12 protein-coding genes are annotated in these 14,338 nt (G+C 44.5%); 3 read left to right on the plus strand and 9 right to left on the minus strand.

The annotated features are described in order from the left end of the window. Positions 1-7 precede the first annotated feature (7 nt). From L985_RS11965 to L985_RS11995, 7 genes are all read right to left on the minus strand, one after another. A complete protein-coding gene (locus tag L985_RS11965) occupies positions 8-763 on the minus strand; it encodes a prepilin peptidase (protein WP_047393620.1) in 756 nt (251 codons plus the stop codon). Between the two features lie 57 nt (positions 764-820). Then, complete coding sequence (locus tag L985_RS11970) at positions 821-1,339, minus strand: type II secretion system protein (protein ID WP_050677605.1); 519 nt, start codon at positions 1,337-1,339, stop codon at positions 821-823. Between the two features lie 137 nt (positions 1,340-1,476). Next, entirely contained in the window at positions 1,477-2,694 is a 1,218-nt protein-coding gene (locus tag L985_RS11975; RefSeq protein WP_047393618.1) for a type II secretion system F family protein, read from the minus strand. A 4-nt stretch (positions 2,695-2,698) separates the two neighbouring features. Beyond that, a complete protein-coding gene (locus L985_RS11980) occupies positions 2,699-3,745 on the minus strand; it encodes a type IV pilus twitching motility protein PilT (protein WP_029342266.1) in 1,047 nt (348 codons plus the stop codon). Further along, positions 3,742-5,406, minus strand: a complete 1,665-nt coding sequence (locus L985_RS11985; protein ID WP_047393614.1) for a GspE/PulE family protein — start codon at positions 5,404-5,406, stop codon at positions 3,742-3,744. The genes L985_RS11980 and L985_RS11985 overlap by 4 nt, the downstream gene beginning before the upstream one ends. Positions 5,407-5,414: 8 nt before the next feature. Continuing rightward, positions 5,415-5,729, minus strand: a complete 315-nt coding sequence (locus L985_RS11990) for a hypothetical protein (protein WP_047393612.1) — start codon at positions 5,727-5,729, stop codon at positions 5,415-5,417. A 15-nt stretch (positions 5,730-5,744) separates the two neighbouring features. Continuing rightward, entirely contained in the window at positions 5,745-7,106 is a 1,362-nt protein-coding gene (locus L985_RS11995) for a G5 domain-containing protein (RefSeq protein ID WP_047393609.1), read from the minus strand. A 189-nt stretch (positions 7,107-7,295) separates the two neighbouring features. On the opposite strand from L985_RS11995, the gene L985_RS12000 reads away from it, so the two are divergent. The 3 genes from L985_RS12000 to L985_RS12010 are packed head-to-tail and all read left to right on the plus strand — an operon-like array spanning position 7,296 to position 9,996. Continuing rightward, entirely contained in the window at positions 7,296-7,823 is a 528-nt protein-coding gene (locus tag L985_RS12000) for a prepilin-type N-terminal cleavage/methylation domain-containing protein (RefSeq protein ID WP_029342270.1), read from the plus strand. Next, the gene (locus tag L985_RS12005) at positions 7,786-8,406 is read left to right on the plus strand and encodes a prepilin-type N-terminal cleavage/methylation domain-containing protein (protein WP_029342271.1); all 621 of its coding nucleotides are present in this window, start codon (positions 7,786-7,788) and stop codon (positions 8,404-8,406) included. The genes L985_RS12000 and L985_RS12005 overlap by 38 nt, the downstream gene beginning before the upstream one ends. Before the next feature lie 18 nt (positions 8,407-8,424). Then, a complete protein-coding gene (locus L985_RS12010) occupies positions 8,425-9,996 on the plus strand; it encodes a type IV pilus modification PilV family protein (RefSeq protein WP_029342272.1) in 1,572 nt (523 codons plus the stop codon). Positions 9,997-10,042: 46 nt separating this feature from the next. On the opposite strand, the gene L985_RS12015 is transcribed toward L985_RS12010, so the two are convergent. Continuing rightward, complete coding sequence (locus L985_RS12015) at positions 10,043-10,729, minus strand: ankyrin repeat domain-containing protein (protein WP_029342273.1); 687 nt, start codon at positions 10,727-10,729, stop codon at positions 10,043-10,045. 18 nt (positions 10,730-10,747) lie between these two features. After that, a complete protein-coding gene (locus tag L985_RS12020; RefSeq protein WP_235609832.1) occupies positions 10,748-14,329 on the minus strand; it encodes a GEVED domain-containing protein in 3,582 nt (1,193 codons plus the stop codon). Positions 14,330-14,338 lie beyond the last annotated feature (9 nt).

Raw genomic sequence — 14,338 nt, forward strand, 5'->3', positions numbered from 1 at the left:
TCCTTTCTTAAAGCAGTAAATCGAGGTACCACGATACCCAATCATCCGCAAAATAATATGTCAGTAATGTTCCGACGGCAATCGACGGAACGAAGGGAATTGGTTGTTTCCGTTTCACGCGTCCGAGTCCAAGTAACGTTAAGCCAAGAACGGAACCGACGAATGCCGAGACGAACAAGGCAATGACGACGTGAAGTGGTCCGAGGAAGATTCCGAGCAGTCCAAACAGCTTGACATCCCCTGCTCCCATACCACGCCGGGAAGCAAGAAAGATGACGAATAATAGAACGAATCCGACGATTCCACCAATAATTGGATTATACCAGTTTTCGAGTGGAGAAAGGTAGCGCACAATCAAGGCAATCGGCAAAAAGATCAGCAAAATTTTATTCGGAACCAGCATGTAGGCTAAGTCCGACATCGTCAGGATAAACAGCAAGCTCGTCAGGACGAGTGTCAACGCGAGTTCCATCGACCAGCCGAACTGCCAAAAGGCATAGGCGTAAAGAATCCCTCCGAGTAATTCAAGCGCTGGATACTTAATCGAGATTGACTGTCCGCAAGAGCGACACTTGCCGCCGAGTATTGCGTAACCGAGTACCGGTGTCAGTTCAAGCGGTCCAAGAACATGTCCACACGTCGGACAATGGGAGCGCGGATGAACGATCGACTCCCCGACCGGGACGCGCAGACCGACGACGTTCGTAAACGACGTGATGAGTAAGCCTAACAAGAAAAAATAAACCGTGAAGACGATCGTCATGACACGACCTCCCTTTCAAAAAAGTTCAGAAAAAAACCCCCGAGGAGGGGGTAGGAATTATTTTACTTCAACAGCTGAACGCTTGAGTTCAGATGGATCTTGTTTTTCGAAGTAAGAATTTGTCGATTTTTTACTTGTGAGCGTGACTGTATAAGTATATTTTCCAGCACTTTCTTTCACAAGTACGTAAGAATCTTTATACTCTGCATCCGAATTTAATGAATCTTTCATTTCATCGATATACTTACTTAATGATTCTTTACGAACTGGAACATCGGTGCCAACTGCTGTTGATTTAATAGCTTTTCCATCTTCATTAATTCCCAAGATAATTGATTCTCCTGCTTGAATCGGATTTGACGAAGTGTACAACTTCGCAGCTGATACCAATTGCTTCGCATCCGAAACAACTGCATCTTTACGTGAGTTCTCGATCAATCCACCGATTGCGACGACAGCGATTGCTGCAATGATTCCTAAGATAACGACGACGACCAGTAACTCGATCAACGTCAGTCCGCGCTCATCGCGCATTTGTTTTGCATCTAACCAGATTTCTTTTAACCGTTCTACCATTACATTATGCCTCCCTAGTACTTTTTTACTGTGCGTGGCTAGTAGGTAATACTATCCAGACGAATACTATTATAGTAGCACCATATTTTTTGTAGATTATGTCTTTTTTTCACAACAGGTAAATGTTTTTACAATTGTCAACTTGCTTGGATATCCGAGTAAATTTTAAACATCGGCACGACGACAGCAATGACGATGACCCCAACGATTGCGGCCAACACAACGATTAAGAGTGGCTCAATAATCGACTTTAATCGGTCCGTTGTTGTCTCGACTTCAGTCTCATAGAAGTTCGCGACTTCTGTCAACATCGTATCAAGACGCCCTGATTCTTCCCCAATCGCAATCATCTGTGTGACGAGAGGTGGAAAATATTTGTTTTTCTCAAGTGGCTCGTGCATCGGGATTCCGCGTGACATCGCTTCATTGGCACCAGCAATCCCCTTCCGGATGATCCGATTCGTGACGATTCGTTCCGTGATGTCGAGCGATGCCAGGATCGGGACCGAAGCGTTCAACAGTACGGACAAACCACGCGTCATCAAGGCAATCTGTGACTTTTGAATCAACGGTCCAAAGACTGGAATCATCAATAAAAAACGATCAAAGAATACACGTTGCCGTTCGTTTTTTAAATTGAAGTACAGTAATCCAATCAGACCGAACGCAATCAATAGCATCACCCACCAGTAGGCGACGAAGAAGTCGGACACGGCGACGACGAGCTTCGTGATTAACGGTAATTCACTCCCGAGCTGATCAAAGATTGACGCAAACGTCGGTACGACGTTCATCATCAAAAAGACGACGACCCCAACGGCAACGAGTGAGACGACCGCCGGGTAAATGAGTGCCGAGATGACCTTCCGTTTGATTTCATATTGTTTCTCAAGTTGAGTGACGATGTTATCGAGTGCTTCCTCGAGATTACCACTCGCCTCTCCCGCCATCGCCATACTGACGAAGAACGTATCAAAGACACGTGGATGCTTTTCGATTGCTTGCGAAAACTGGATCCCACTTCGCAAATCGTCCTCGACCTCAACGAGTGCCCGTTCAAGTGGTTTCGACTCCGTCTGCTTGCGTAGAATTTCCGTCGCCTTGACGATTGAGACACCGGACCGCACGAGGGTCGCGAACTGCCGCGCATACATGACGAGATGTTCGATTTTCGGTTTGGCACTGAGAAACGTAATCTCGGTGTTCAAGCCTTTCGATTCTTGTTTTTCAAGCGAAGTGACAGCAATCTGATCCGTCCGCAACCGTTCTGCAGCTTCTCGTTTCGTCAGTGCTGTAATCTTGCCTTTCTTTCGTTTGCCGGCAATCGTCCGACCTTCATAAATGAATACTGCCATGTGTTCACCCCGATATGTACGGTGATGCAGCAGAAGCCGGAATCAATCCCCGACTGACGAGATCCTGCAATGCCATCTGCATCGTCTGCATGCCGTATTGTTTACCCGTCTGCAGGACGGATTGAATCTGATATTCCTTACCGGTCCGAATCAAGTTCGAGACAGCTGGTGTATCGACCATGATTTCAAGGGCTGCGACGCGTCCAGTTCCATCCGAACGCGGCATCAGGCGTTGCGAGACGACACCCGCAAGAACGTTTGCGAGTTGAGCCCGAATCTGATCTTGTTGCTCTGACGGGAAAACATCGATGATCCGGCTGACTGTCGAGGCAGCCGTCGACGTATGGACCGTTGCAAAGACGAGGTGACCAGTTTCTGCTGCTGTCACGGCGGTCGCGATCGTTTCAAGGTCTCGCATCTCTCCAAGCAAAATGACATCCGGATCTTGACGGAGCGCTGACCGTAATCCAGTCGCAAAGCGCGGCGCATCAATCCCGATTTCCCGCTGATCAATAAGACTTTTATGATGACTATGTAAGTACTCAATCGGATCCTCCAGCGTAATGATCCGTTTATACATCGTCTGATTAATTTCATTGATCATCGCTGCAAGCGTCGTCGATTTTCCGGAACCCGTCGGACCCGTCACGAGAATCAAGCCGTGTGGTTTCGTTAAGAATCGCTTTAAGACAGGCGGCAACGCTAATTGCTCAAGCGTTGGCACCTCGGTCGGAATCGTTCGAAACGCCATCGACAAAGCGCCCCGTTGGTAAAAACAGTTGACCCGGTACCGGGCGACACCGGTCACACCGAACGAAAAATCGATATCCCGGTCCTGCTTCAGCTGTTGATACATTTCTTCCGTGATCAACGACTGAACAAATCCATCAATGATGATCGGTTTCATCTTTTCTGTTCCAAACGGTGTCAACGTTCCGTTGATCCGAAAGACGGGCGGTGATCCCGCCGTCAAGTGAACATCGGATGCGCCTCGCTCTTTCGACGAACGTAAAATATCTTCGATTTGTGCCCGTTCGATCGTACTGTTCATTCTGAAATCACCGTCCGTAAAATCTCTTCTGTCGTCGTAATCCCATCTGCGACTTTGGTTAGACCATCTGCAAGCAGGAACCGTTGACCTTGTTCCTTGACATACGCTGTGATATCACTTTCCGTCGATTGGTTCATGATCATCCGACGTAACACTTCGTCGACCATGATGACCTCTTGAATCGCAACCCGTCCGCGGTACCCCGTCATATTACAAGACGAGCAACCACGTCCACGCATGACCGTTGTCGCTTCAATTCTCTCTTGATCAAATAACTCTTGCTCTCGTTTTGAAATCGGATGGACTTCGCCACAATCACGACAAACACGGCGAACGAGTCGTTGTGCAATCAATCCACTGACAGAAGCAGCTACGAGGAACGGTTCCACTCCCATGTCGATCAATCGCGTAATCGAACTAACGGCAGAGTTCGTGTGCAAAGTCGAAAGAACCAAGTGTCCTGTCAGCGAGGCACGAATCGAAATCTCAGCCGTCTCAATATCTCGAATCTCCCCGACCATGACGACGTTCGGATCCTGACGAAGGATCGAGCGAAGACCACTCGCAAACGTCAAACCAATCTTCGCATTGACTTGAACCTGGTTGATCCCATCGACCTGGTACTCGACCGGATCTTCGACAGTGATGATGTTGCGCGACTCGTCATTCAACTCATTTAAGGCGGCATACAACGTCGACGATTTCCCGGAACCGGTCGGACCAGTAATCAAGATAATCCCGTTCGGACGCTTCAACATCTCCCGGAACTGTGCTTCATTCCGCGAACTAAAACCGATTTTTGAAATCGAGATGTTCGAGTTCGAGCTGTCAAGAATCCGGATAACGACCTTTTCACCGTAAACGGTCGGCAAGGTCGAGACACGGAAATCATATGGTAATCCGTTAAAGACATATTTAATCCGTCCATCCTGTGGCAAGCGTGACTCGGTGATATCTAGTTCACTCATGACTTTGATCCGGGTCGTCAGAATGCTTTGGATCTGTTTCGGATAGTTGTTCTCCGTTCGTAATTCTCCATCAATCCGGATTCGGATCGTCATCGACGTTTCCTGTGGATCCATATGAATATCTGATGCACGCTGGGCAATCGCGTTCTCTAAAATTTGATTGACGAGCCGGATGATGGGTGCATCTTCGCGTGTCACGACATCACGGGATTGATCCGACTCCATCATGTCATCGGATTCGAGTAGCTCCCGTAACGACGAATCAATGTCGTAGTATTTCAGAATCGTTCGTCTGATTTCGTCACGCGTCGCGATTCCGACATCGATTGATAGACCGGTCTGCATCCGCAAATCATCGATCGCGATCAAATCCATCGGATCCGCCATGGCGATGAATAGACGATTTCCTTCCCGGTAGACCGGGACGAGCGTATGTCGCTGTGCGAGGTCTTTTGAAATCAGTTTCGTGACGGCGACGTCAACTGGATAGTTGTACAGCTGGATGATCGGAATCTTCAATTGGTGATGTAGCGCCTCTAGTAATTGTTGTTCCGTCAAGTGACCAAGTCGAAGGAGTGCATCCCCGAGTTTTTCGGTCGATCGTTTAACCGTCAACGCCTCTTCGACTTGTTGCTCCGTCACGAGGCTTTCTTCGATCAACATTTCCCCTAAACGTTTTCGTTTCATTGCCATTTAACGTGTCATCCTTCCGCGTGCCATGTTTCTTCTTCCTCTAACACATCCGGTTTTTGATGTTTTTCATCCATTACACTCGTCACTGCTGCCGTCAACAGACATAGGACGACAATTCCGAAGAGGACGAGTGGGTTCGTAATCCAGTCGAGCTGGATGCTGAAGTAGATCAACGTTACGATCAAAATTGCCGCAACGGATAAAATCGCTTTCGTCGTCACGGTCGTCACGTAAGGAATCGTCACCGCAAACATCAGACCACAGATGATCGTCGCTAGACCGATAATGATACCGAGTTCAATTGCTATCGTCGTCCAGTTCATCTTTTTTCCTCCTTCTTATCCAACAGGTTCCCCTGTTGTTTCACCTTCTACTGGTGAAGCAGGATCACCCGTTTCATTACTATCTGGTGTGTCGGGTGTCGTCGGACTTGTCGGAGACGTTGGTGTATCTGGCGTCTCGACGCCATCTGTCTGCGGCTCATCCGTTGTTTGGTCATTATTTGTATCCGTTGAATCATTGGAATCATTCGTATCTGTCGAATCATCGGAGTTCGTGTCGTCTTCCGGTTCAGGTACGACGACAGGTGCTTGTTCTTCTTGACTACTCTTTGTGACGATTGCCGGGATGGCGCTGTAGAAATCAAGAGACAATAACTGCTTCTTCTCCCCTTGAGCCGTCTTCGTCACGCGATAGACTTCAATCGATTTCCCTTCTTCTCCCGCTTGTGTATCACTCGTCGTTCCTGCCGTGAGCGTTGCAGAATAACGTGTGATCGTCCGGAATGGAATCGTTTTTTCGCCTTCAAGGACGGTCGTGACCGTTTCTTTGAACGGTGTGCCTCGCAATTCAAGCGTGACATCGCTTCCGTTTTGGGTCGCAATGACACGATAGATGGATGCTTGTGTATTACGAACGGCAAAATCTGTTTTTTCGTCAATTTTGACATCGTATCCCAGTGTGACGCCGTCTGGTAATGCCGCATGCGGCATCCGTTCGACGATTTCAAATGGCGTTTTTGCAAACAATTCGTATAACTTGCTACCGACATACGATCCCGCGACTGCATCCATACCGTACGTCTTGACATTCATCAATTGTCCCGGCTTGATTTCCACATTCATCATTGCTGTGATCATCTGTTCTTCAGCAGCAGAACGCGTCGAGAACGAAACCGTTGAAACGACCTCACCTGTTGGATCGACTGCAGCATCCGATTGAGCAGGATCAAAGTTTCCTTCCTGTAACGTTTTGCTCGTATCGATTAACCATGTCTTAAAGGTAACGAGTTGCTCATCCGAGTAACTGATTGGCTGCGTCGCTAGAAAATTCTCAAGCGACGCTTCATCTACCGTCACCATCAAGTCTCCGCCTTTTTTCAAAGAAGCTTTTTTGACAGAATCAGCGGCGTTGATCGTCACGACTTCTGTTGGAATCGGTGTCGTCTCTTCTCCCGTTCCAGTCGTCAGCGGCGCTTTCTTCGTCCACTCCGTAATCGCTTTCTCAACTTTCGATTGTGCTTCCTTTCGATCCATGCCACTGACTGGAACCGATCCAATCCGTGCCGTCTCAGAAAACGTCGTCGGTGCCGTTGCTTTACCGGTAAAGGAAATCAAGGCAAACGATGGTACGTAAATCAGAGCTATTAGTACAAGGAGTAAAAGTGTATGTATAACAAAACGCTTCGGATTAATCATCATCTGTTTCCTTTCTGTATGAATTTAATCATTTCAGGTGCCTAGTATTTCCATTATAATGAATATTATGATGAAACATAAGTCCTATCCTGACAAATCCTTTCATGATCTGTGAATAGGTGCTGTTTTTGATTTTCTAGAAAATCATTTAGGATCTTTCATCCTCATCTATCATGAAGTAGAGGTGAATCCATGCAACGCGAGCAAGGCGGTTTTTCGCTAATCGAAGTATTAGTCAGTATTACGATCTTATCTATCATATCGGTCTCTCTGATCAGCATTTTTTCTCAGTCACTAGCTGCCTCACGCGACAGTACAGAGTTGACGTTTGCGAATTATTTGGCAAAAAACGCAACCTCTTATATCAAGCGAGAAGCTTTAGAAGCGACAAGTGATGAACCCTTCGCCTTCAGTTCTCTATCTACACAGGCAGACAAAGCTACTTATCTGAATGGAAAATATGTCATTCCAGAGCCTACGTCTCCTTCTTGTGAACTATCGGCTATTTGCTCATCAATCTTTACTAATCCTGAAATCAATAATATTGCCTTTGAAGTCAAATACAGTGTGACTCCTCGGAAACTCGAAGGAGTCGTTAATCCGAATCTTCTGGACCTCCATGTATTCGTTTACATAGAAGGAACAACTGAACCGATTACATCATTGAAAGGATCGATTACGAATGCGACGCTCAATCAAAGTTTTCCGACAACAAAATGACGGCTTCTCGCTCGTCGAACTACTCGTCGCCATCGTCATCGCCTCGATTTTCAGTGCTGTCATCCTGACGGTATTCATCTCTGGTACGAAAAGCTTTCGGGCAACAGGAATCATCAGTGAACTGCGTAGTGAAGCTGATAGCCGCGTCGGTATCATATTAAATGAAATCGGTGGATTTGATGCAATCCGAATCGATGAAGCAAAACAGCTATCGTTTTATAAAAGAACACTTCCTGTCTTAAACGCCGACACCGGTCTACTTGAACGCGCCAGTGGATTTGAACCTTTTAACGCAACAGAAGAAGCATCTTCTTCAGAGAAGGAAGTGACACCAGTTCGTTATACGTTCGCAGAACAAACTTTAGACAGCACCGAACTAACGTACGAATCGACACCACAGTCGATCGACGACCAAACGGAATTACTTCAAACTTTTAAGTTATCGAGTCCCGAGTATCAAACCATTACATCAGGAACATATCCGGGGCGCTATGTCATTCACGGGATTTTAACGATTACAACTACGATTCAATCGACAGATCAAGAAGAAGTCCAGACCTTCACGAGTACGATTGGATTTTAACTCAGAAAGGAACACGGTATGCGTAAATCCGAACAAGGCTATACATTACTTTTCGTTCTTGTGACTTTAACCGTCCTGTCCGTTCTCGCTGTTGCGACGATTGGCATCAGTTTACAGTCAACTCGCCTAACCGAAATCCGCGAGACGGATATCGATGTCGAGACGACGACACAAAATGATCTTGATTTAGCAGTCGCCTCCCTCCAAAACATTGTTTCAAAGACGACCGGGACTTCACCAACGACTTCTTCTCAAGCATTGTTTGAGAATCTCGACAGTTCTATCGTCTTACCTTTAAAAACAATCGTTCCGAACGTGACCGTCAAGCTAAATGAAGCCGCATCGAACGTTCGTGTCAAAGCGCTTGATTTAACAGCGACAGTTTCAAAACAAAAAGGCGATCAGCCGGCAATCAAAAAAACGTATCGACAACGTGTTTATTTGTCTGCGATTCCTAGTTTTTTGTACTATACGTTAGGTTCAGATGATCAAGTCATCTTAAATGGCGCTCCCTTGATCGAAGGTAATATTTTTTCCCGCAACGCTCTGCAAGCAACTGCGACCCCGATATTTAAATACAACGACGAGGATGGAATCTTCACTAATACAAAAGCACTTCCTTATATCGCAGGTCAGGTACGCGTTTTTCAAGAGAAGAATCAGCCATTACTGAAGTGCGGAGATTACCTTGTGTGTGATAAAACGATTTTTGATCCTAAAGGTGAGACAGAATTAGTATCAACGAAAGAAACACTCGTTCCGTTCGATTTCGATTATGCGTTGAACGATTTTCTGAAACTACCGGTGAATACGCCTCTTACACAAGTCGCGTCTACATTAAAAAATTCCTCGATTCCGCAGTCTATACTAACAGGACCTTTTTTAACAGAACTTGATACGAAGCGACAAATGATTAGTCCAGCATTAAACACAGGTAATACCGTGACGTTGACAGATGATCTTGTTCAGGAAACACTCGAACCTTTAATCATTAACGGGAATTTAACGATTTCTTCTTTGAACCCTTTGACCCAACCGCTTGAAATCAAGCGTCCTCTCATCGTTCTTGGCAACTTACTGATTCGAGGAAATGTTGGGTTTGCAACGACGATTTATGCGACCGGGACGAGTCGCCTGGATGACGCAAACATTCAAGGGCTGACTTCAACAGCTAAACAAAATACATTGATTTTACTCAGTAAAGGAAATCTCGTTATTAACCGCGTCAATAAATTTTCGACGCCTCAAACGACTACACCTGATTTAAATGCCTTTCTATATAGTGATGACAATCAAAAAAATACGATTTACTCTGTAGGTTCGACGATGAATGTACGCGGTGGCATTTTTACGAAGGGTAATCTAGAAGTCAACGCCTATCGTGGAAAATTGGATTTACCAGAAAATGCGTTTCCTGCAAACGTAAGAGAACTCGAAAAACTGATGGTCGCTAACAAATCATCTGACTTTGAAGCATCCCGTCTACGCATGGCGTATGATGCGACGGTATTAAAAAATCCAACCGCATTACTTCCACTCAATCGAGCAGTTCAATTGTATGTCGAAACACCAAAGCGCGTTCAACCGTAACACACATAAAAAAGAGTCATTCGTCTCAGGCGAATGACTCTTTTTTCTAGAATTTTGTTGCTCGGTATTCCTTAGCGAGCTTTTTCACCTTTTTGCTTTCTACCGTTGCTCCGCTCTGTTCTAACATGGCGTACAAATCTTTTCGATTTTGTTTGACCGTTTCATAGACCGGTTTCTCTTTCCCACGATTCGAATCAGCTCCTGCTTCTAACAACAGTTCAATCGCTGCCTCATTTTGATCCAGTGTCGCATAAAAGAGTGGTGTATGCCCAAAGTCATCCATCCGATTGAGCTCTTTTTTAGACGCTTCTTTTATCAAAAGAGCATACGCATCAATCGATCGATTTACACTCGTCGCAACATGAAGAACTGACTGACCTTGTGCATTCAGTCGACTAATTTTTGCACCTTTCGCCAACCATGCTGAGACTGTACTCCGCGGCGCAAATTGCGCCGCATAAAACCAGTTCGCTTTATTTTTTACGGTCTGCTCATCAAGAAGGAGTTTTGCTTTGTCAAAAGCGAGTGTTTCCTGGAATTGACGAATGTAACGATTTTTCTCCTTTGTTGATAAAGAAGCGTCTTTTAATGCGTTCGCAAGTCGTCCTGGTTTTTCTGAACGCAGTCCTTGTTCCAATGCTGCTTGTTGATTCGCTTTTATAACGTACGCCGCTCCCCCGATTCCAATAATGATTAAAATCAAGAGTACGACAATGATTCGTCTGCGTTTCATATATAGCATCCCCACTTCTTAATAAACATCTCCATCCAAGTCTGACGTACCTGATTCAGAACCGATCGTCACCTTGAATGTCGTCGTTAGTGGTGTTTTTTGATTGTCTTTCATGACTTCGAGCACATCTTTGTTTTCTTTTAATGCCGTTACCTTGATACGTGCCACACCTGGACGAAGTGGTTGTAGCGCTTGTCCTGTTGGATCAATTTTGACGTATTCCTTACCCTGAAGCACTTCCAACCGATAGAAGCGTTCCGTCGTCGTCACTGGGAACCAGCGCAGAATCGGTGATTTCTTATCATCTTTCATCGTCATCGCGATATCATCGGCTGTCAGATTAAGTGGATTCTCACGTACCCGTACGAGCGTCTTCGCTACTGTATCTGGGAAATCTGTCAATGTAAGTAGCGCTTCGACCGGTCCGTTTGGTGTGCCGGATTTACCTGTGATCGTATAACCCGATGCCGTCTGTTTCAATTCAATTGCATTACTAACAGTCGAAGTCGTAAATGGTAATGGATAGTTCGGTTTAAATATCGCTGTCACATCTTGGTTCGATCCGACCCACAGTTCAAGATTACTTGGCGAGACGGATAATTCTGGCAACTTGACTTGAATCGTGTACTCTGGCGACTGTGCAAGATAAGTAGAGCTTCCAGCTGTCGCAGGGACGACCGCTTTGACCGTGACCGTTCCTGGCGTCTTTCCTGTCAGCTCCAACGTATTTTTAGTTAAGCCATTCGTCGTCACACGAGAATCGTTCGTTATAATCCATTGAATCGGTGTGTTTCGTCCTGATACCATCGAAGCAATTCCTAACATTGATTTTGTCTCTCCAACATATAATGTCTCCGGTATATTTTGAACGGTTAGTCCTCCAAATACATCATTGATGACGAGTTCTGAAGTCGCTGTCAACTCTTTACCGTTTCCGACTGGAACAACGAGTTTAATCTGTGTCGTTCCGACTTTTTTCGGTTTGATGACACCAGCCTCATCAATCGATGCGATTTCCGAATCCACAATCGACCATTTTAACGTGCCATATTGACTGCCTGAAGGATTAATTTCTGGCAAGACTTTATAAGATGGTGTCGTGATATCCATCTTAACGGACGGAATCTTCGCACTGGTCGCAAAGGATGGTGTCAGTGCATAACCAATCGTCGGAAAAGCTTGTGGATCATTTGTGACGGTTGTCGATTTATCTTTCCCATTCTTTTTATCACGATAAATATTTTTTATTGATGTCAACGTGTTGTCTTTTTTATCGAGTAAATGGACTCCTGCGGCATCTTTCGCACGTACTTTGACAGTAAACGTGACTTCCGATTGATTCGCAATCCATTCCCCCTTATGAACACCTGAGACCGCCTCATCGTATTCGATATCCGGTAGTCTCCCTTTTATCGTCTGACCAGTTATATTCGTTCCTGTCAGCCCCGTCGTTGAGAGTATCTCAAGGTTACTAGGAAATTGTTCATTGAACAGGATGTTTTCCATCGTCACTGAAAATTGTCCCATGATATATCCATTATTCCCGATTGCATCTTTTTGCATCATTGGAGAAGTCTTAACCGTATACGTGATGTCCGCTGTTTCCCCTTTCGGAATTGTTGCCGGATCAATCGAGCGTGACAAGACGAATGGGGCGGAGGCAGCTGGACGAACGACTTGAACAGTCCTAGTCTCAATCGTCTTCGCACCACGTTGATCTTCTGCTTCAATTCGAATCGTTACGCTCGTTTTTCCTGTGAGCTTCGATTCAAAAGATTGGCTGACAAAAGAATTATTTTTCAACTTATTGTTTTCAAAGACTTTTTCATCATCGATATAGATTCTTGTTTTCAGCTCACGATCTTGAAGATCATAGTCGTTTACTTGATATGAGATTGCCAGAGGCTCATTTTCAAGATAACTTGATTTATCAGATGGTAGAACGTTTTTGATTAAAGGTTTATGATTAGCACCGGTGAAGGCACGATACATTGTATTCGTAAATAAGTTCCGCTCCCCTACATCAGGAAAAGAAGAAGTATGTCCAGCACCTGAATAAGTTATATTTCCTTTAGTGTACATGTAGTAGTGATTTCGAGCATCTCCTACCGTTCTACCAGTATCTGTACTTGTTTCTGTTTCTTTAATGTTATACCAAGGGATTAGATCTGGTTGCTCTAAGTCAAGAGCAAAGTACTGATTATGTGTTTGTGCAATCGAAATCTCATTGTCTAAAGCAAATGGATACGATGTCATTTGTCCTTCATTTTGACGAATAGCTTTTGTGGATCTTTTAGGTGCGCCAAATCCCATGTTCGTATAGTAGGTTTGACCTGACGTTGCAGCATAGTCTGATTCCCAACGTGTTGGAGAATTCGTTACTTTCGATCTAAAGATAGTATCGTGTGTCAACATTAAACCTTGGCCAGTATTCGTAAATGATTTAATTTTATCGAAAGCCGAACTAGTAAGACTAGCTGTGCCATACGTATCTTGAAATCCAAAGATCAACATGTCATATGAAGTATTTAAATCTTTCAAAATCGCTTCGCTCGAAAATTTTGCTGAATCTATAACATCTAATTTGAAATTATAAAAATCACTTTTACTTAGATTCTCTCCAGTTAAATCCGTCAAAAGAGAACCTTTCAAACTCGTTCCAAGAACTTGTAGTACTTTCGCTTCAGCTAACTGGTCTTTCATTAAAAAGCTACCTGTCTTGTAATCCGTCAATCCATTACTTTTGGTGACTCGAACCATCCATTGTCTTGGTCCAGTGTAACTCGGAACGTCAAATGTATAGGTAAGTTTTCCATTAGCTACTGCTGATAATTCATCGACTTTTTCTGATTCATCAAACTGATCGTTACTGTCAAAATCGATATAAAGCGTTGCTGTTGTATCAATCGTAGACTGATCAAGTACATAACTAAACTCAATTGGTCGATTCGGTACAGCGATTGAGCTGATGGTCGCCAATGTGCTTCCATCTTGTTTTACTGTCACACTCGAAATACGGGGGCGGATATTAATTTTTTGCTTCAATGAGTTAATGACATCATTAATATTTTCGTAAGAAACAGTTGCTTGCGTCGATACGTAGTTTTTCAAGACCTTCGAGAAATTACTTTGGTCATGCGTGAAAACATCTTTATGCAAATACACTGGTAACCCTTTTCGGACATACGCATTTAGGATTTCATTACTTTTTAGTCGTGTAATATCATTTTCGATTTTACTTGTATTATGATTTTTTTTATCAAACTCAGATAATTTAATTGAATATTTCTCTTGATCATTACTATTGATTGATGGATCAAAAACAATCGCATCAAACGCTCCATCTAACGGGAAACGCGAGGCGTTAAGTTCCTTGACTGTCATCTTTTTAACGTCAAAACGCACTGAATCAAGTCCAGTCAATAGCGAAGTGATATTCGTTTTCGGATTAATTCGATTTATTGTCGACCATTCATCACGAATCTCTAAAACCTTAAACTTTTCACCGGTTGCCGCTTTGGAATGTGGCTCATGTATATACGTAAAACTCGAAAAAATCAGTAAGATGGCTAAGGCTAGACGGACCCACTGTTTCATCATTTATCGTCT

The sequence above is a fragment of the Exiguobacterium sp. ZWU0009 genome (assembly GCF_000798935.2).
Lineage (GTDB): Bacteria > Bacillota > Bacilli > Exiguobacteriales > Exiguobacteriaceae > Exiguobacterium_A > Exiguobacterium_A acetylicum.

Bases quoted from the DNA above. Each gene is read 5' to 3' on its own strand.
- L985_RS11965 (WP_047393620.1), bottom strand. From the start codon at position 763: ATGACGATCGTCTTCACGGTTTATTTTTTCTTGTTAGGCTTACTCATC.
- L985_RS11970 (WP_050677605.1), bottom strand. From the start codon at position 1,339: ATGGTAGAACGGTTAAAAGAAATCTGGTTAGATGCAAAACAAATGCGC.
- L985_RS11975 (WP_047393618.1), bottom strand. From the start codon at position 2,694: ATGGCAGTATTCATTTATGAAGGTCGGACGATTGCCGGCAAACGAAAG.
- L985_RS11980 (WP_029342266.1), bottom strand. From the start codon at position 3,745: ATGAACAGTACGATCGAACGGGCACAAATCGAAGATATTTTACGTTCG.
- L985_RS11985 (WP_047393614.1), bottom strand. From the start codon at position 5,406: ATGGCAATGAAACGAAAACGTTTAGGGGAAATGTTGATCGAAGAAAGC.
- L985_RS11990 (WP_047393612.1), bottom strand. From the start codon at position 5,729: ATGAACTGGACGACGATAGCAATTGAACTCGGTATCATTATCGGTCTA.
- L985_RS11995 (WP_047393609.1), bottom strand. From the start codon at position 7,106: ATGATGATTAATCCGAAGCGTTTTGTTATACATACACTTTTACTCCTT.
- L985_RS12000 (WP_029342270.1), top strand. From the start codon at position 7,296: ATGCAACGCGAGCAAGGCGGTTTTTCGCTAATCGAAGTATTAGTCAGT.
- L985_RS12005 (WP_029342271.1), top strand. From the start codon at position 7,786: ATGCGACGCTCAATCAAAGTTTTCCGACAACAAAATGACGGCTTCTCG.
- L985_RS12010 (WP_029342272.1), top strand. From the start codon at position 8,425: ATGCGTAAATCCGAACAAGGCTATACATTACTTTTCGTTCTTGTGACT.
- L985_RS12015 (WP_029342273.1), bottom strand. From the start codon at position 10,729: ATGAAACGCAGACGAATCATTGTCGTACTCTTGATTTTAATCATTATT.
- L985_RS12020 (WP_235609832.1), bottom strand. From the start codon at position 14,329: ATGATGAAACAGTGGGTCCGTCTAGCCTTAGCCATCTTACTGATTTTT.